The sequence below is a fragment of the Bradyrhizobium sp. STM 3809 genome (assembly GCF_000239795.1).
Taxonomy (GTDB): Bacteria; Pseudomonadota; Alphaproteobacteria; order Rhizobiales; family Xanthobacteraceae; genus Bradyrhizobium.
Genome location: NZ_CAFJ01000265.1, coordinates 14,389 through 32,042 on the forward strand (window position 1 = coordinate 14,389; position 17,654 = coordinate 32,042).

20 protein-coding genes and 1 pseudogene are annotated in these 17,654 nt (G+C 65.3%); 6 read left to right on the forward strand and 15 right to left on the reverse strand.

From position 1 onward, the window contains the following. Positions 1–224: 224 nt before the first annotated feature. Positions 225–623, forward strand: coding sequence for a DoxX family protein (locus BRAS3809_RS14815; protein ID WP_008962926.1), 399 nt, complete (start codon positions 225–227; stop codon positions 621–623). Between the two features lie 128 nt (positions 624–751). Here the strand turns inward: BRAS3809_RS14815 and BRAS3809_RS14820 are convergent, their stop codons facing one another. Next, entirely contained in the window at positions 752–1,231 is a 480-nt protein-coding gene (locus tag BRAS3809_RS14820) for an Lrp/AsnC family transcriptional regulator (RefSeq protein WP_008962927.1), read from the reverse strand. 289 nt (positions 1,232–1,520) lie between these two features. On the opposite strand from BRAS3809_RS14820, the gene trxB reads away from it, so the two are divergent. From trxB to BRAS3809_RS36615, 4 genes are all read left to right on the forward strand, one after another. Continuing rightward, entirely contained in the window at positions 1,521–2,486 is a 966-nt protein-coding gene (gene trxB / locus BRAS3809_RS14825) for a thioredoxin-disulfide reductase (protein WP_008962928.1), read from the forward strand. A 7-nt stretch (positions 2,487–2,493) separates the two neighbouring features. Beyond that, a complete protein-coding gene (locus tag BRAS3809_RS14830) occupies positions 2,494–3,417 on the forward strand; it encodes a LysR family transcriptional regulator (RefSeq protein ID WP_008962929.1) in 924 nt (307 codons plus the stop codon). A gap of 460 nt (positions 3,418–3,877) precedes the next feature. Beyond that, positions 3,878–4,798, forward strand: a complete 921-nt coding sequence (dapA, locus tag BRAS3809_RS14835; protein ID WP_008962930.1) for a 4-hydroxy-tetrahydrodipicolinate synthase — start codon at positions 3,878–3,880, stop codon at positions 4,796–4,798. 157 nt (positions 4,799–4,955) lie between these two features. Next, the gene (locus BRAS3809_RS36615) at positions 4,956–5,126 is read left to right on the forward strand and encodes a hypothetical protein (protein ID WP_170323289.1); all 171 of its coding nucleotides are present in this window, start codon (positions 4,956–4,958) and stop codon (positions 5,124–5,126) included. Positions 5,127–5,275: 149 nt separating this feature from the next. Here BRAS3809_RS36615 and BRAS3809_RS14840 read toward each other — a convergent pair whose 3' ends face one another. From BRAS3809_RS14840 to BRAS3809_RS14860, 6 genes are all read right to left on the reverse strand, one after another. Then, positions 5,276–5,953: an AAA family ATPase gene (locus BRAS3809_RS14840; RefSeq protein WP_008962932.1), complete on the reverse strand. Its 678-nt coding sequence runs from the start codon at positions 5,951–5,953 to the stop codon at positions 5,276–5,278. A 66-nt stretch (positions 5,954–6,019) separates the two neighbouring features. Then, positions 6,020–6,376 carry a hypothetical protein gene (locus tag BRAS3809_RS36620; protein ID WP_008962933.1) on the reverse strand — a complete coding sequence of 119 codons (357 nt, stop codon included), beginning with the start codon at positions 6,374–6,376 and terminating at the stop codon, positions 6,020–6,022. Positions 6,377–6,915: 539 nt separating this feature from the next. Then, the gene (locus BRAS3809_RS14845; RefSeq protein WP_008962934.1) at positions 6,916–7,446 is read right to left on the reverse strand and encodes a hypothetical protein; all 531 of its coding nucleotides are present in this window, start codon (positions 7,444–7,446) and stop codon (positions 6,916–6,918) included. Further along, the gene (locus BRAS3809_RS14850) at positions 7,436–8,314 is read right to left on the reverse strand and encodes an FAD:protein FMN transferase (protein ID WP_008962935.1); all 879 of its coding nucleotides are present in this window, start codon (positions 8,312–8,314) and stop codon (positions 7,436–7,438) included. Before BRAS3809_RS14850 ends, BRAS3809_RS14845 begins: the two co-directional genes overlap by 11 nt. Continuing rightward, the gene (locus tag BRAS3809_RS14855; protein WP_008962936.1) at positions 8,295–8,753 is read right to left on the reverse strand and encodes an FMN-binding protein; all 459 of its coding nucleotides are present in this window, start codon (positions 8,751–8,753) and stop codon (positions 8,295–8,297) included. The genes BRAS3809_RS14850 and BRAS3809_RS14855 overlap by 20 nt, the downstream gene beginning before the upstream one ends. 609 nt (positions 8,754–9,362) lie before the next feature. After that, positions 9,363–11,357 carry a multicopper oxidase domain-containing protein gene (locus BRAS3809_RS14860; protein WP_008962937.1) on the reverse strand — a complete coding sequence of 665 codons (1,995 nt, stop codon included), beginning with the start codon at positions 11,355–11,357 and terminating at the stop codon, positions 9,363–9,365. A gap of 579 nt (positions 11,358–11,936) precedes the next feature. On the opposite strand from BRAS3809_RS14860, the gene BRAS3809_RS14870 reads away from it, so the two are divergent. Further along, on the forward strand, positions 11,937–12,242 hold the full coding sequence (locus BRAS3809_RS14870; RefSeq protein ID WP_240535679.1) for a hypothetical protein: 306 nt from the start codon (positions 11,937–11,939) through the stop codon (positions 12,240–12,242). A 106-nt stretch (positions 12,243–12,348) separates the two neighbouring features. On the opposite strand, the gene BRAS3809_RS14875 is transcribed toward BRAS3809_RS14870, so the two are convergent. The 8 genes and pseudogenes from BRAS3809_RS14875 to gspG all read right to left on the reverse strand — a co-directional run bounded on the left by BRAS3809_RS14875 (position 12,349) and on the right by gspG (position 17,648). Next, the gene (locus tag BRAS3809_RS14875; protein WP_008962940.1) at positions 12,349–13,023 is read right to left on the reverse strand and encodes a hypothetical protein; all 675 of its coding nucleotides are present in this window, start codon (positions 13,021–13,023) and stop codon (positions 12,349–12,351) included. Next, positions 13,020–13,571, reverse strand: coding sequence for a type II secretion system protein GspM (gspM, locus tag BRAS3809_RS14880; RefSeq protein WP_008962941.1), 552 nt, complete (start codon positions 13,569–13,571; stop codon positions 13,020–13,022). The genes BRAS3809_RS14875 and gspM overlap by 4 nt, the downstream gene beginning before the upstream one ends. Beyond that, a complete protein-coding gene (locus BRAS3809_RS14885; protein ID WP_008962942.1) occupies positions 13,568–14,671 on the reverse strand; it encodes a PilN domain-containing protein in 1,104 nt (367 codons plus the stop codon). The genes gspM and BRAS3809_RS14885 overlap by 4 nt, the downstream gene beginning before the upstream one ends. Next, a complete protein-coding gene (locus tag BRAS3809_RS14890; RefSeq protein ID WP_008962943.1) occupies positions 14,671–15,615 on the reverse strand; it encodes a type II secretion system minor pseudopilin in 945 nt (314 codons plus the stop codon). Before BRAS3809_RS14890 ends, BRAS3809_RS14885 begins: the two co-directional genes overlap by 1 nt. Beyond that, complete coding sequence (locus BRAS3809_RS14895; RefSeq protein ID WP_008962944.1) at positions 15,612–16,316, reverse strand: PulJ/GspJ family protein; 705 nt, start codon at positions 16,314–16,316, stop codon at positions 15,612–15,614. Before BRAS3809_RS14895 ends, BRAS3809_RS14890 begins: the two co-directional genes overlap by 4 nt. After that, positions 16,313–16,723 carry a PulJ/GspJ family protein gene (locus BRAS3809_RS14900; RefSeq protein ID WP_008962945.1) on the reverse strand — a complete coding sequence of 137 codons (411 nt, stop codon included), beginning with the start codon at positions 16,721–16,723 and terminating at the stop codon, positions 16,313–16,315. Before BRAS3809_RS14900 ends, BRAS3809_RS14895 begins: the two co-directional genes overlap by 4 nt. Further along, positions 16,692–17,166: pseudogene (locus tag BRAS3809_RS34370) on the reverse strand (prepilin-type N-terminal cleavage/methylation domain-containing protein). The gene BRAS3809_RS14900 and the pseudogene BRAS3809_RS34370 overlap by 32 nt, the downstream one beginning before the upstream one ends. A 2-nt stretch (positions 17,167–17,168) precedes the next feature. Then, positions 17,169–17,648 carry a type II secretion system major pseudopilin GspG gene (gene gspG, locus BRAS3809_RS14915; protein ID WP_035656336.1) on the reverse strand — a complete coding sequence of 160 codons (480 nt, stop codon included), beginning with the start codon at positions 17,646–17,648 and terminating at the stop codon, positions 17,169–17,171. Between the last annotated feature and the right edge of the window lie 6 nt (positions 17,649–17,654).

Sequence of the window (17,654 nt, forward strand, 5' to 3'; positions counted from 1 at the left end):
GACGACACAGCATCAAGGGCTGCGCCAGGGCGCAGCCTTTTTCGTTCAAGCAGCCACCTTTTGCCCGGCGGCTGTTCGACAGCACACGGTCAATTCATCGAGACCGGAAGATTCATGGCGGTGACGGGGTTCTGGGAATGAGCTAGGTGAGAACCGGCGAACGGGCACAGCTCAAACCAGATCCGGCGCTATCACGATCACTTTGATTTGGGGGACGATCACACATGGAGCAGATGCTCTCGAAATGGCAACCGGCTGTGCTCAGCCTGTTTCGCTTCATCACCGGCCTGCTGCTGTTTCAATACGGCGTGGCCAAGATCTTGAAATTTCCTCCCGAAAGTCGGTTCGTGAATGTCGAGTTGATGACGCGATATGGGGCAGCAGGGTTACTAGAATTGGTGCTCGGAGCTCTGTTGATCTTTGGTCTGTTCACACGCCCGGTCGCGTTTATCCTGTCAGGAGAGATGGCGTTCGCCTACTTCCTTGGCCATTTCCCAAAAGGCTTCCTGCCGATCCTGAATGACGGCTCATTGGCGATCGCGCTCTGCTTCTCGTGCCTGTATCTGGCCACAGCCGGCGGCGGACCGATCAGCCTCGACGTGCTGCTGCGCAAGAAAAGCTGAGCTCGTCTCTTTCGATCGTCATTCCGGGGCGATGCGGAGCATCCAACCCGGAATCTAAAGCTTATCGACGCCATATCGAGATTCCGGGTTCGGTCCCTTACGGGACCGCCCCGGAATGACGGTTCGGCCTACCCCCGTCCCTTGACCTCGAGCGGCACCGCCGCATCATATTTGGAATTGTGCAGCACCAGCGAGGTGCGCACGTTGCGCACATGCGGCGCGGCCGTCAGGTGCGTCACGAACTCCTGGAACGTCGCCATGTCCGGCGCGACGCATTTCAGGATGAAGTCGACCTCGCCCGACAGCATCCAGCATTCCCGCACCAGCGGCTCCGACCGCACGAACTCCTCGAACGCCTTGAGGTCGGCATCCGCCTGGCTCGACAGGTGGACCGAGGCGAACACGGTGACGTCGAAGCCCAGCTTGCGCGGATCCAGCAGGCCCCGATAGCCGGTGATGTAGCCTTCCTCCTCCAGGGTCCGGACCCGCCGCAGGCAGGGCGGCGGCGAGATTCCGACGCGCTTGGCGAGCTCGACATTGGTGATCCGGCCATCGGCCTGGATCTCGCTCAGAATTTTGAGATCGATCTCGTCAAGATTTTTGGTCACGGGGCTTGCAGGCTCTGGCGGGGAAATTGGGGGAGACGGGAGCTCCCGGGAACGGATGGCAACTCTCTTAGCGCAAGCCGGTCAATTTGCGCAATTTTATTACTCTAGATTTCCCCTGTTGACCGGCTCGTGAAGGGAAAATTCGCCGAGATGCGTTGCAATTCTTGCATGGCTCGCCAGATCGCATAGACTTGGATTTGACATTTTCGATGGGGCTTCGGGGCGTTTCGTCCGCGCATTCCGCTCGCTGCGTCGTCAATCCTCCCCTTTCCAGCGAGTCATCGTAACCATGCAAGCGCCGATCCATGCCAAAGTCGTCATCATCGGTTCCGGCCCCGCCGGGTACACCGCGGCGATCTACGCGGCACGGGCCATGCTTGAGCCGGTGCTGATCCAGGGCATCCAGCCCGGCGGCCAGCTGACGATCACGACCGACGTCGAAAACTATCCCGGCTTCGCCGATGTCATCCAGGGCCCCTGGCTGATGGAGCAGATGGAGAAGCAGGCGACCCATGTCGGTGCCAGGATCAGGACCGACCTGGTGACCAAGCTCGAACTGGCGCAGCGTCCGTTCCGGCTGACCTGCGATTCGGGCGACGTCTATCTGGCTGAGACGGTGATCCTGGCGACCGGCGCGCAGGCGCGCTGGCTCGGCCTGCCGTCGGAGGAGACGTTCAAGGGTTTCGGCGTCTCGGCCTGCGCGACCTGCGACGGCTTCTTCTATCGCGGCAAGGAGGTCATCGTGGTCGGCGGCGGCAACACCGCGGTCGAGGAAGCGCTGTTCCTGACCAATTTCGCCTCGACGGTCACGGTCGTGCACCGGCGCGACCATTTCCGCGCCGAGCGAATCCTGCAGGAGCGGCTGTTCAAGCATCCCAAGATCAAGGTGGTCTGGGACAGCGCGCTGGACGAGATCTGCGGCGCCAGCTCGCCATCGAAGGTGACGCATGTCCGGCTCAAAAACGTGAAGACCGGCGCGCTGACCGAGCTGCCGGCCGACGGCGTGTTCATCGCGATCGGACATGCGCCCGCCACCGAGCTGGTCGCAGGTCAGCTCAAGCTGAAGCCGTCCGGCTATGTCGAGGTGGTACCGGGCTCGACGGCGACCTCCGTCCCCGGCGTGTTCGCCGCCGGTGACGTCGCCGACGAGACCTATCGGCAGGCGATCACCGCCGCCGGCATGGGCTGCATGGCCGCCCTCGAGGCCGAACGCTTCATCGCCCACACGGCGAGCGAACGCGCCGCTGCGGAATGAACTGACGATGCCACGATCACGGGATGGATTTACGGATATGGATTGGGACAAGCTGAAGGTGTTTCACGCAGCGGCGGAAGCGGGCAGCTTCACGCATGCCGGGGAGCAGCTCGGGCTGTCGCAATCGGCAGTCTCGCGCCAGGTCAGCGCGCTCGAGCAGGAGCTCGCGGTCTCGCTGTTTCACCGACATGCCCGCGGCCTGATCCTCACCGAGCAGGGCGATCTGCTGTTCCGCACGGCGCATGACGTCTTCATGCAGTTGCAGGCGGCGCGCGCCAAGCTGACCGACAGCCGCGAACGGCCGAGCGGCGATCTCAAGATCACCACCACGCCCGGCGTCGGCATCAACTGGCTGATCCCGCGGCTCGGCGAGTTCACCGCGATGTATCCGGAGATCCGGATCTCGCTGATCGTCACCGACGAGGAGCTCGATCTGTCGATGCGCGAGGCCGACGTCGCGATCCGCACCCGCAAGCCGACGCAGCCCGACCTGATCCAGCGCAAGCTGTTCGCGATCAGCTTCCACGCCTACTGCTCGCCGGAATATGTGAAGCGCTTCGGCACGCCGCGCACGCTCGACGAGCTCGACGACCATCGCATCATCATGCTCGCCGACGGCCAGGTCGCGCCGCATCTGCAGAACCGCAACTGGCTCGTCGATGCCGGCCGCAACGGCTCGGGTCCGCGCGAGGCTTATTTCAAGGTCAACAACATCCTCGGTCTGGTGCGCGCGTGCCAGCAGGGTCTCGGCATCGCCGCGCTGCCGGATTATCTCGTCGAAGAGAACAGCCGGCTGGTGCAGTTGTTCGGCGAGTCCGATTCGATCCAGCTCGACACCTACTTCGTCTATCCCGAGGAATTGAAGACGGTGGCGCGCGTGCAGGTGTTCCGTGACTTTGTCGTGAGCAAAGCGCAGCGCTGGCCGGCCTGACCGTGCATGCTGACATTGTGCATGTCTGACATGCGGCGCACCTGCTTGCTGCAGGGCCGCGTCGAGGACCATAGTGGCGACGTACTGAGCGTCGGCGTTGCGCATTGTCCCCCTCCTCCAGTGACGCAGGCGCTCGGGAATCCCTCTTGGAAGGTGATTGTGTCGGCCTCAGTGGCCACTACCTTCAGCCGGGCTCATCGGGCCCGGCTATTTTTTTGCTCGAGTGCTTTCGCTCACGCCGGCGTGACATTGACAGACCGCCCGTCGCCGCGCATGTAGGGCGCATGTCCACGTCGTCGCTCGCCAAGCTGTCGTCGAAAAAAGCTCCCCTTCCGGGGACCCGTGGACGCGCGCGCTAGAATCTTTCCAAGCTTCACCGCCGCCTCACCAAGCCCCGCCGTCAGGACGGGGCTTTTTCATGTGTTCCGTCTCCGGCCATCACGTCCAAAGGAGATCGACCATGACCACCTCCGACACCCGACTGCACGGACTCTGGCTGCCGCTGATCACGCCGTTTCGCGACGGCGCGCTGGATGAACCGTCCTTGCGCAACCTCATTCGCCATTATGCCGCCAAGGCCATCGATGGCCTCGTGCTCGGCGCGACCTCCGGCGAAGGCCTGGCGCTGTCGTGGGACGAACGCGCGCGTCTCGTCGGCGTGGTGCGGGACGAGATGTCGAACACCGGCCGTACACTGCCGATCTGCCTCGGCATCGGCGGCGTCGCGACATCGGATCTGATCGAGGCGCTCGATCGAACCGCATCATGGCCGATCGACTTCCATCTGATCTCGAGCCCGCCTTACGTGCGCCCGTCGCAGCGTGGACTGCTGGCGCATTTCACCGCGCTGGCCGAGCGCACCGCGCATCCGATCGTGCTCTACAACATCCCCTATCGCTCCGCCGTTGGTCTCGACAACGACACGCTGCTGCAGCTCGCCTTGCATCCGGCCATTGCGGGATTGAAGGATTGCTGCGCCAACCGCATGCAGACGCGGGAGCTGATCGCGCGCCGGCCGGTGGGCTTCCAGATCCTGACCGGCGAGGACCCCCAGAGCTTCGACGCGCTCCAGGCCGGCGCCAACGGCGCCATCCTGCTGTCGGCGCATCTGGAGACCGAGACGTTCGCCGCGATGCTGCAGCATGTGAAGGCCGGACGTCACGAGGCCGCCGCAGCCTGCTGGGCGCGGGTCGAGCCGCTCACGCGCTTGCTGTTCGCCGAGCCGAGCCCGGCTCCGGCAAAGTACTGGCTGGCACGGACCGGAGTCATCGCGAGCGCGGAGGTGCGGCTGCCGATGGTCGAGGTCGGCGCCGAGTTCGCCGCGCGGCTGGATCAGGAGATCGAGCGCCGCGAGCCAACGAGGCAGAGCCGCATCGCCTGAGCGGCCGCCGAACGCCATCGCCGGCTCTGTCTCGCCCCGCCGCGGTCGGCGGCGATGGAGCCGGCGGGACCGTCCGGACTCTCCGTGGTTAATCCGCACTAACAGGCGCCGACAAAAGCCGGATAGTTCGAAACCCGATGTTTAAAGATGTTCCGCTATGGATGTTGAAAACGTTCGAGAGCGCGGGGGCGTCGTGGCTTTTCAGGATCATCCATTCCCTGAGCGTCAGGGATTCAGCATCGAGGACATTCTCTGGGCGGTCGGGATCTGGTCGGTGATCCTCACCCTCACCCCGGCGATCGCATTCTATCTGCTGATGGTCGCCTGACCTCGCCGCGCGGTCTGCGCGGCGCCGGCTCGTCCTGGATTGGGTCGAGCCGAGCCAGTCGGATCTGACGCGAAAAACGCGCGGAGGACCGCGCGTCGAAGGCATTTGGACCCTTGCGACCTTTGGGCCCCAGGCGGGACCCTTGCCGATCAGGCCGCCTGCTTGTGCATGGCGCCGTTCGCCGACACCGTTCCGCGAATGGCCCTGACCGAACGCTCGATCGCAGCCCACAGCCGCGCGATCTCGGCCGCGGCGCGACCTTCAGCGTAATATTCGCGCACGCCTTCGCCCTGGCCCAGCGCCATCAGCAGGTCGGCGCGGTTGGTGATCTGTCCGCCCCACACCGGCGCCTTGAACTTGGCCAGCGCCTCGCGGGCAATGGTCACGATCGGGCTTTCGGCGTCGTCGCGGCGGGCCGGCGCGCCGTTGAGCACGACGGCGTAAGGCTTGCGCGCGGCGCGGCAGGTCTGGATCGTTTCCTGCACCGCGTTGACGTCGAACACGCCCGGACGCGCCGGGATGATCACCATGGTCGCGTTCTTGATCGCATCCTCGACCACGGCAGACACGGTCGGCGGCGTATCGATCAGCACCCATTCGACGCCATCGCGACGGGCGGCGGAGACGATCGCGCTCACCGAGTTCACCGCGGTCTTGATCGGCGGCTCGTTGGTGCCGCGCAGCTTGTGCCAGAGCGTCAGCGATCCCTGGGGATCGGCGTCGATCAGCAGACAAGACTTGCTCGCCTTGATCTGCGCAGCGAGATGGGCGGCCAGGGTGCTCTTGCCTGAACCGCCCTTACGCGATGCGAAAACAATAACGTTCATACCTCGGCCTCCAGATTGACCCCGGCCGCGAAAATGAATCAGCGGACTGATTCGCGGAAGATAAATTTAGCGATTGATAAGGCGTAACTCCTGATTGCTGAAACGCATTGGTTTTTGAGTCACACCAAGTGCACCGAAACAGACCGAGCGGAGCACGTCGCCAGCAACATCGGATTTCTTCCGGATCAGGTTTGCCTGTCGAGGCTGTGCCAGGCGTGAACGAAACGCGTCTGCGGCTCGTTCCTTCATCGACGGCCGGGCTGCGTGCTCGGTCAGGTCGAATCGGGCCGCGCCGATGTCTTCGTCTTGCCGGCGCGCGCGCTGTTCGGCTTTCTCGCGGAAGCAGGTTTGATGCTCATGGGCCTTGCCGCGCGTTCCCGCGATGATGACCCGCGCGGCTGCGGCCCGAATTGAGCCCGGCACGGTGGCGACAGTTCCGCCTGCCGGCGGGCCATGCAGGCGGTGATGCGGTCGACATCGGGGATTTCGGAACTACAAAGCCGAAACGCATCGCTCGTGCACGCCTGCTCCTGTTCCGCGGTGTAGGCGTGTCCCGCGGCCGGTATCAGCAGCATGGCTGCCCCGGCCAGAGCAGCCGCGCCTCTTGGATTGCAAGCCATCCCCTGCCCTCCCCCTCGCCATCACAAAATGTGATTGAACGAGGCCGGATTCGCAAGCAAGGCGCCGTCGCAGGTCCCGAATGATCCGGGCAAGGAGAGCCTGAGACCGGCACGCGAGGACAATGCACCGTTGAACTACGGAGATCACCACGACGCATCCCGACGTGCCGAGCGAGAGGTGTGGCCTACCGAGTCGTTCGATTGCGATGGCCGATATCAGGCCATGCGAACGGACCCTGAACGATCGCAAGCTGGCGCGGATGGCTGCGGGCCTTGGGAAACCGGAACCGACTTTCTGTCCGATGCCCGAGGGCCCGCTGTCCTTGCTCGGAGCTGCCGGCGTCAGCTCGCCTTGCTCATCACGCCGACGAGTTCGCCGTCGGCCGGTGCGTCCGACGGCACCAGCGTGGCGGCCGTTGCACGCTGCGTGCGCATGGGCTGGGGCACGGGAACGACGCTCGCGCGACCGACGGCGATGTGGGCCATGATGACCGCCGGCACGCCAAGCCCGAACACGATGTGAACGGTGCTGATCCAGGGCCGCAGCGCTTCGGACCCGACGTAATAGAGTCCGAACGCCGTCGCGATCAGCAGGCCATACATTGCAAGACTGACGATTCCGGTCGCACGGTTCTTCCGGGCGCGCCAGGCGCGCTGGACGTGCATCGGACCGAGCGCGCCCAGCAGCATCAGCGTCACCATCGCGGCCCCGCCATGGAGGCTCAGAAGCAACGCGGCCGCCTGTTGCCAGGCGTCGCTGTTCAGCTCCGAGCGGGTCTTCATCTGATCGGCGTAGATCCAGAACGCTCCGCTGGCGAACAGGAGACCGAAAATCCCGTAGAGGGCGAACCGAAACGCGCCTTTAAGCCGCATGTTGGAGATCTCCTTGCCAATCCGCTGTCCTGAGGATGTCGCCATTCGGCGCGACGAGCAGCGCGCTCGCACCATATCGAGCGAGTTGCGACAGGGCGCTTTGGGGCGCGATCATGATGATCTTGGTCAGCGCATCCGCGACCATGCAGGTCGGCGCCCGGACCGTCGCGCCGAGCGCTGCGTGAGCCGGCAGGCGGGTGGAGGGATCGACCACCGCGGTCGCCGTGGTCTCCGCCGATCGGAACGGATCGAAGCGGCGCGCCGATGAGGCCAGCGCGCCGTCGCTCACCGCGACCTGGCAGAGCAGCCGGTCCGGCGAGCGCGGATCGCGGATGTGGACCAGGCGGGCTCCGCCTCCGAAGGTCGCGAGGTCGCCGCCGGCGTTCACCATGGCCGAGCGCACGCCGCAGCTCCGCAGGGCATCGATGGCGCAGTCCACGGCAAACCCCTTGGCGATGCCGCCGAGATCGATCTTCACGCCGGGGTCGCCGAAGCGAACACGATGGTCGGCAAGCAGCTCGATCGAATCAAAGCCCGGCGACGACTGGCCCGCGAGCGGCCGCCTGACGCCGGCGACGCCGATGTCGAAGGCGCCGTTCGAATGATGAGCCATGTCGAGCGCCATCTCCAGCACGGCGTAGGTCCAGGGATGTACCGTCACGGCGCCGCGCGACGCCATCAGGTTCAGCCGGGACACGTCGCTTTCGGCATCGTGGAAGCTCATCAGCCGGTGCACGTCGGCGACGGCGGCGAACGCCGTGTCGACGGCGCTCTCTGCGTCGCCGCCCGGCCGATCGGCGACATCGATCTCGACGAACGTCCCGAGCAGAGCCCGTGCGCGCCGAATGCTAGCGGAAGTGGCTGGCATGATAGGTCAGCACCTTCTTCACGCCTTCGGTCAAGTGGGTCGACGACAGCGTGGCCCCCGAGATGTTTCGGATATCCGAGTTGATGCGCAGCTCGCTCTGGCTGCCCTTGCCGACGAACTGGCCGAGCCAGTTGGGGTCGTGCACCTCGCCGCCATAGGACTCGCGGTAATTCAGGATGTCGACGCGGTGCACCCGGCCATCGGGCCCGATCGCGACCGTGTAGTCGATCAGCAGGTGCTTGCCGACCACATGGTCGTAGTAGAAGTAGCCGCCATTGCTCGCCTTCCAGACCCGTCCGGTTTGAACCTCGGCGAAGCTGGCGCCGGGAAATGCCGCCTTCTGCGCTTCCTCGACGCTCATGTACTGCAGGGCGTAGGCCGGCGCCGCGGCCGATACGATCGCCGCAGCGGGCGCCGTCCATTTCAACCAATTGTTCATCGCGCCCACCTCAAATGAATTTTCATGTTCGGCCTCCCTTGGATCAGGTCTCACGCCGTCTCGTAACGCCGCGCTGCCGGGAAGCTGTGCTGGAAGCACCCGCTGCTCCAGCGCGAGCATCCGTTCAATGACCGCAGCAACAAGCGGCGAGAGACGGTACTCGCTCGTAGCCCGCACCAGACGTCGCTCTGACGAGTCCCTCCGACACTCATCCACCGGCTTTCTGCAAACCGTTCTGATTGTCAGAGCCATCTCAGTAAGTGGTTCGATTACGGCGAATTGCCGCGTCGATGTTGGCGATTTGCCGGAGCGGCTGGGGAATAAGAATGTTGCTGGAGATTGCCACTCCGCGAGCCGCCAAACCCAGGGATTTCCGCGCGCAAACCTGCTGTTTCAACGGCATGCAGAAAGGTCCTGCAGAGATTTAGATCGATTCCAAAAGCGCCGTTAGTCGTTTGAACGATGCATCGAATGCGCAACGATGCCGCGAAGCGGTCGTTGTCTGAGCGGCGGGGAATCAACACCGCCGCGTGTGGCTCTCGCATGCAGCCACACGGGTGCCGCCGCATGCGACGCCACCCTCGTGGCGACACCCGCACGGGCTCACGACTACCACGGCATCTGGTTCATCGCTTCCCAGGGATTTCCGCTGGACTGCGAAGGCACGACCTTGATCTTCGCCATCATGCCCCCGTCCTCATGTTCGAGAATATGACAGTGATAGACGAACTCACCGACCTGCGAGAACGGGATGTCGACGACCACGGGCTTCGATGTGCACTGGCCGTTGCGCCACTGGTCGATGCTGCAGACCCCGCTCTGAGCATCCATCACCTCGGGCACGTTCGGAGTTGCGACGCCGAGTGGGACGTTGTCCTGCAACATGCCGCCGCCGATGCTCCGGTTCAGCGACACCGACAGCGGCGTATTCTCGCCGGCCTTGCTGTTGATCGTCCTGAAACGGGTCTGGTGGATGTGGAAGTTGTGGTTCTCGGTCGACAGCTGCACCAGTTCCCAGGTCTCGTGGACAGGGCGCTGTCCCGATGCGAGCGGCAGGCACACGATGTTCTGCGCCGGATCGAACTGACTCACCGGGAGTTGCGTGCCAGGCACCGGATTGCCGTTCTCGTCGACCTCCTCATAGCCCAGACCGAAGGTGCCGTCGTCGGTCAGATCAGCGAGGCCGAAGAAGATGCGGCGGCGGTGTCCGGCCGGCAAGGCCCGGCAGCCGGTAGGCAATGGCGCGGCATTCGCATACGGGACCTTGGCGTCGAGAATGCCTGACGGCTGCATCGTCGCCAGCGCGTCACCCCGAATGTCCATGCCGTACGCGATGTGCTGCCGAGACCCGTGCTGGTGGAAGTGCACCTTGGCGAGATCGACTGCCGGCCACTGGTCGCCGCTGCCCATCGTCAGTCCCGCCATCTTGAAGGTCGCTGATGCCGCTTTTCCAGGACTGGCGATCGCGCCGGTGGACGGATCACGGTAGGTCACGAAGACCTCGGTGCGCGAACTCGGCATCATCACCATCTGGGTGACGCAGACCGGCTTCGAATGGAATCGCGAAGTCGGCAGCGGCGGACATGGCACGACCCGGAAGCGGGCGCCGCCGAGCCGCACCATCGTGTCCATCGTCGTATCCTGCGGCAGGTTCACGCTCACGCCGTCGACCGAGATGAGCTGCACGATCATCGCCTTCTGCGTCTCGTCGTCGGTCAGCTGAAGATTGTAGGATAGGCTGCCCGACGCGTTGGTGAGCCGCCAGACCTCTCCGTCGGGATCGGTGACCTTGATCTTCGGGAACGTCCGGCCATTCACGGTGAAGAACCACTTGCCGCCGGTGAAGTTCGAACCGCCATCGGCTGACGCATCGACGCCTGGGCAAGACCCCTCGCGCACTTCCGAACTGTCGGCCGGAAACTGAGCGCAGAAACCGGGATCCTCCTGATTGATCACCTCGCCCGGCGCGACCTGCGCCGGACCGCTGTCGAACTGGACCGGACCGCCGGGCGCGACCTGGATATCCTTCAGGATCAAATGGCGGACGCTTGCTTCGGGGAACGGCGTGTCACGCGCGTCGCCATGCGCGTAGTCGGAGACCTCGCCGACCGAGATGATGCCCGCCAGACCCTGCGACACCTGGTTCAACGACAGGCCATGGATATGCGGGTGAAACCAGAACTGGCCCGATGGATGGTTGCGCGGGATCTCGATTCGGAAGTCCGCGTAGTCCATCTTGTTGGAGCCATGCTGATGAGTCGTCTGCGGCACCGGCATGCCGTTGGAAGAATTGTAGATCTGGACGAAGACGTAGTCGCCGAAGGTCTGGTCCTTCAGCGTCGGCGCGCGCGGCTCGACGATCAGTCCGTGGGTGTGCAGGTTGGTCGGATTCCGAAAAAGATTGGCTTGGCCAGGATCCGTATTGTGGTTCACCTTGGCAGGGTCGAGCTGCGGCAGCTGGTTGACCAGCCTGATCTTGAGCGTGTCGCCTTTCTGCAGGGCAAGTCGCACCCCGCCATACTCCGCCACAGCGGCATCAGCCGGACAGCTGTTGCCGGAGGCCGGACGCGGACAGATCTCGTAGACCCAGCCGGTCGGGTTCATCGGCGAGCCGCCGGGCGGCGCGAACGTAATCGTGGAAATCGGCTTAGCCCGCGCGATCATCAGCAGATCGAGCACGCCGTGCCTGCTCCTGAACACTGTCGGCTCGGCGAGATCGTGGGCGATGGCCGTGGACACCGCCAACGTCAAGCCCGCCAGCAGCGCCGCTGCGGATGTCAGTGTTCTCATCATTGGTTTGTGCAGGCGCCCGATTGACATGCCAGATCCCCATTGGCTCGAGATAAAGATCGCTGCGAAGCGCACCCCAGACCTGCGCGACATCCGAGCGTCTCGCTCCGGCCGCCTGCAATCGGCTCGCTTGCACCGCTTTGTCGCTATGGATGTCGGGTGTCTCCTTTGTGACCGTTTCTTTCGTTTTGCGAGAATCGCGGTTGTCTTCTTTAAGAATCGATCTAACAACATGGTCTTGCAGGCGCAGCGTGCGCAGGGCGGACAGCGCGGACACAAAATCGACAACCACGCCTCTTAGTTCGCCTTCGATCTGATTAGTCGAGCGAGACCGGCGCGAGGTGCCGAGCTGTTTCAACGGCGATCAGCCTGAACCGCTGCCGAGGAGATCGAATGATGTTGCCTGCTGTTGTTCTCGCCTGGGCCTGCAACGTGACCGGCATCGCCTGTGGCGCACCGACGGTCGAGATCATTCAGCAGGCTTATGAGCAGGAGGCGCCCTCGTCCGGCGTCCGTCACGACAAGGGACTGAAGATCGTCGAGGCGAGCTGCGACAAGGGGAACGAGAGCGGGCGATTCCTGTGTCAGGTTTCGTTCGTGTCCGAGGACGATCCCGACAAGCGACTGTATTTCGACATCGTCTCTGCGGCGCTCACAGACAAGGGATGGGTCCTGACCAGCGGATTGTGCAAGCGCTGACCGTACGCCGGAGCGCGCCCGGGCGGCGGGGTGCGCGGAGGACCACGACGGGGGAGTGCCGCCGAAGCCCGATGGAAGCCTGCACCCTATCCTGCTGCCGTCCTGGTCATTGTCGGCGTCCTGAGCGCTGGCGCTGGTGCATGCGAAGCAGCCGTGACTCCGCGGACAGGAAGGGCGGCCCGGCCTGAGCCAAGGGAGGGGCCGTCTGTGTCGACGGCACCTCGGCCACCGTCGTGGCGACCGGATTTGCGACCGCCCCGGACGGCGACGCGAAATTCAGCACAGCGACGTCATCGCCCTTCTGCAAGGTGACCGACCTCGCCTCGACCCGACGCAAGGTCCAGCCCTGATAATCCGCGCCGGCCCTGATCCGCAGCGGCGTGCTGCTGCCCGGATCGAGGAAGATGGCGAGGCCCCGATCGCCGTTGACGACCGTCCCGACCAGCGTGAGCTGCGGCCGCTCCGGCGGGCTCGGCTCCGGCACCACCGGCGCGTCGGCGATGGCCGGCGGCGGAGCTTCGATCGGCGGAGGGCGCCGCGACGGTGAGAAGATCGGCCGTTCGCGCGTCGCTGACAGCTGGTCGAGCGGAATGGTCCACAGCGGATTGCCGCTTCGCGGCTCGTTGCGCCGCGCGACCGGCGCCTCCTGCGCGGAGACAGGCGGCTGCTCGGCGCCCTGCGGACCGATCGCGTCGAGGCCCGCCGCCGTGGTCATGCCCAACGCAGATCCCACCGTCACGACGCAGCAGCAGGTGACACATCGTTTGACGAGACGACTCATTGCGGACCCTGCCACTGTCCTGAAACGGTGAGTGTGACGCGAAGTTTTCCGGCGGAGGCCGATGAGGGCGCGCTTCCGTCGACCACGAGCTCGTCGATGAACAGGCATGGCATTCCGGCCTCGAGATCATACAGGATGGGCTGCAGGGCCGGCTGCGCAGCCTCGAAATTCGTGGTGACGCGGACCTGACCGTCGTTGGCGCGCGGGCCCAGCACATCGACCTGAGACGACGAGGTGCTGCCGCCGTGACGGGCCACCACCTCACCCAGCCGCTGCAGCAGCGCAGCACCGGCCACGGTCACGGTCGGTCCTTCGAGAAACGCCGATTCGGAAGCTTTGGCCTCGCTTGCATCCCGACGGGCGACCGCCATGCTGTGCGCGTCCAGCAGCCGCAGCGTATCGGTCAGCGCCTCGATCTCGGCACGCTGATCGAGCAGGCTCTTGGCAGGGAGCACCGTCGCAGCGATCAGCACGAGCAGCAGGCCGGCATAGAGCAGAGCGGCGGTCGGCCGCGGCGAAGGAGTGCCAAGCGGATTTGCGGTGCTCATGTGCCGGGTCCAAAATGCGGCTTGATGCCAGCTTCGATATGGAAACGTTCGCCGGGATCATCCGCCGAACGGGTCGTCGGCGCGGAGAAGGTCGCGCGCGTGAAGTGAGCCGACTGCTCGATCAGCCTGACCAGCGCCGGTGCATCCTGGCTCACCCCTGCGATCTGCAGCCTGTCCTTCTCGATCCGCAACTCCGTGACATAGGTGTTGTCGGGCAGCACGCGAGACAGCGCGTCCAGCACCAGGACGTCGGCGGCAGTCTCCTGCTTTCGGCGCAACAGGCCCCGCAACGCGGCGTTGTCGGTCCCCTCGAGATCGAGCCGCAGCGCCGCGCGACGCTCGGAGATCCGGCGCGACAGCAGGCTCTGCTGCGTATCGAGTTGGCCCCCGAGGATGCTCGCAGTCACGAACGACAGCGTCGCCGAGACCGCGGCAATCACCAACGCGCTCGTCAGCATGCGACCGACCCGGCCGACATCGAGCGACCCGCGAAGGTGCTGCTCGGTCAGCCGTGTTGCGCCTTGGGCAACCGGTTGGCCCGCGGCCGCTGGCGGCGCCGTGCCGGCAGCGGCGAACAACACCACCGAACCGACATGCCAGGATTCGGCGAGCCGGACGAGAGGATCGAGCCGCGTCCTCGGCGCGGCGATCACGGTCGTCCGGATGCGGTCGCCCGAAATCGCGACTGGAGCCGTGTGTCCGAACACCGCCTCCTGCGCCGTCCATGGCGTCAGACGGTCGAGCTGCGAGCGCACCATGGCATCGAGAAACTCCGCAGCCCGCCGCGGAAGATCCAAAGGCCGCGACAGGAAGCGGTCAGGCATCAGCACCAGGTCGATCCGGCTGCCGCGCAGGGCGGCGTGCCAGCCATCGGGAAGCGCGGGAACGGCCGGCCCGCCCTCCGGCAGGCGCACGTGACAATCCGGCGGAGCCGATCGCCCGGCTCGCGCGATCATCCGCAGGAGAAAGACGTTCCGTTCGGTCTCGATCAACTGGATCGGCGGCCTGAGGTCGAAGCGGCCGATCCGATCGACGGTGACGGCGGCGACCGTGCCGATCCAGCTTCCCAGCTCACGGCGGATCCGCTCGACCAATGACATCACAGCGTCCTCCCAGGCGGCCTGAGCATCGCGGAGCTTCCGGCATCGTCCCGCCACGCCAGAATCCGATAAGGCTCGTCGCCGTCACCGAGCAGGATGACGGCCTCGACAGCAGCCCGGCGACCCGCGTCGAAACTGAGCGTGATCCACACCCGGACGGCATCGCCGACCTCCAACGTCGCGTCGGCACGGGCCGACCCGAGCGCTGCGGCGAGCGATCTCGCCTCGCGGCACAGGCCGGCGCGCTGGTCGAGGAAGCTCTTCAATCCGTCCTGCGTCATCCCGGGCAACGCGGCCACGACCTCTGGCGCCGCTTCGAGCGCGTCGATCTCGCGCCGACCGCTGAAGACGGTCACATACGGCATCGCCTTGTCGACCAGTTCCGGCGGCAGGCCGAGCACCAGGCGAAGCTCCTCGACATGGGCGAATGGCCCGCTGCGCGGGATGTAGTCCATCTCCGCCACCCGGTAGAGATCGCGCTCGGCATCCGCAGCGGTCTCGGACGAGGGCGTTCGCCAGCCGATGATCCGATCGGCATGATCCGCGGCCTTGTCCGCGCGGGCCCCGAGTACGCCGAACAGATTGGCAAGCATCTGCTTGGAGGCATGATTGAGATCGACGCGGGCCGCTTCCGAGCGGAACGTGACGGAGACCTGCGCATGATCGAGGCGGAACGAGAACGCGCCTGCAGCGGCGCGCTGCGCCTTCGGCGCGGCAACCAACTGATAGGCCGCGAGCTCCAGGCCCGCCGACGCCAGCGCGGCGGATCGCAGGCGGACGTCGTCGAGCGACAGTCGCTGGGCCGTGCTGTGGAGGTAGACCGAGAGGGCTCCAGCCAGCCCGGCCAATGAAATCAGGATCCACAGCACCGCAACGAGGACGAAGCCGCGCTCGCGCTCATTGCGATCAGGATCCCAAAGCCGCGTCATCCCGCCCATGCTCATGGCTCCGATCGCGCGGCTGCGCGCCCGACGGTGCCGCCAGCTGCCGGCGGCTGCCGGTCGCACGTTGTGTCTGCGGGACGACAGACGCTGTCGGCGGGTGCCGAGACACGGATGACCGCGATCCGCGAGATCGGAGGCGCGCTCGCGTCGATCGCGTTGCGCACCGTCACGCGGACGGCTGCCGGCAGCCGTTCGGCATCGTGCCACGACGTCGTCCAGGTGCGGTCGGCGCCGGCAAAGGCGAACGACACGCGATACGGCGCCTGCAGCAACACGACAGGATCGCCGAAGTCACGGCCGGACGAACGACCCGGCGCGAAAGCCACTCGCTTTCTGCTGACCACGGCGCCATCGCCGTCGCCGGTTTCGGCGATGCGAACGAGATCGAGCCCGCGGCCGGTCTTCGGTGCGAGAGCGATCCGGACGAACGTGACCGACGTCTCCGATCCCTCGAACAGAACGGACCGGCTCTGCGCATCGGGCCGGATGAACTCGGAAGCCGCAAGATCGGCGCCGATGCGGTCGAGCGCGACGCTCACGGATTCGCTGCGCTGGATGCGATGCAGTCCGCGATTCCAGTTCGGCAGCCACTGCGCGGTGATCATGGCCAGCGCGGAGACGAGCAGCCCCATCAGCGCCATGGCGGTCAGCGCTTCGATCAGGGTGAAGCCCGATTGAGAATGGCTGGCGCGCGTGATCATCGTTCGGCCTGCCTTCGAAACAGACGGACCGTCTCCAGTTCCAGGGTCGCGCCCGACGGCGAGCGGACCTGGAGCATGATCTTTTCCGGCACCCAGGCGGATGTACCGGTCGCACCATCCATGGCGAAAGGCTGCGCCTGCGCGCGCCAGACATGCGCCATCGTCTCCCCCGACTGCGCCGGCGACGGCGGCGGCAAGCGGGAGGGAAAGGCCAGCCAAAGCGCGTTGTAGGCCGATTGGACGAGCGCGACATGCTGCTCGAGCTTCCGGCTGCCGCGCGCCGACGACCCCATCAGTGTCGCGATCGCAACCAGCGACACCGCCACGATTGCGAGCGCAACCAGCGTCTCGAGCAGCGTGAATCCCGCGCTCGGATTACCGTCCTGCGATGGCGGCGTTCGAGGCAATTTCGATCCTTCCAGTCAGCCAGTTGACGCGAATTTGGTAGCCGGCATCGCGATGCGTCAGGTTGATCACACCTCCGCAGGACATGCCGGAGCCGAAGAAGCTGATGCTGTCGAAGGCGGGCCGATCGTCACACCTGCGCGGCAGCACCGTCTCGAACCGCACATCATCGGGGAGACGAACCTCCTGCCCCGCTGGCGCTCGAACGGATCGTTCGCCGCAGTGTATCGAGGTGCGTCGTGACATCGAGCCCGCGCCTGATCGCATCGTTTCGGTCGGCCTTGAGCAGCGCGGCAACCTCGATCGCATAGGCTTCCAGACGCGGCCGCGACGTCTGTCTCGGGACGGCGGGCAGCAGCACGGCCGCAAGCGCCGCGACGATCGCGAGCGCACACACCACTTCGATCAGGGTGAAGCCGGCCTGATGGCCGTCACGTGGCCGCATCGCTATCTCGAACCGACGGTCGTCGACGATGAAATGTCAGCCGCCAGGTCGACGCCGCCTTCCTGGCCGTCCGATCCGTACGACACGATCTCGTAGGGCACATGCTGCCCCGGCGCGCGATAGACGTAGGGATGGCTCCAGGGATCGCTCGGAACGTTCCCTCCCTTGAGATAGGGCCCGGCCCAGCCCGGGATGGTCGAGGCCGGCCGAACCAGCGCAGCCAGGCCTTCCGAGTTCGTCGGATAGCGCCCCGTATCGAGATAGAACAGATCGAGCGCGCTCGAGAAACTCTGGATCTGGATCCGCGCCGTCTTGACCCGCGACTCGTTGAGCGAGGTCAGTACACGTGGTCCGATCAGCCCCATGATCATTCCGATGATGGCGATGACGACCAGCATCTCCACGAGCGTGAAGCCGCTCTGACCGTCGTCGCTGCCGCTGCGCGCCCGCCGCGCGGCGGCGCCAAGTCCTGCCTGTGTCATCCTGCG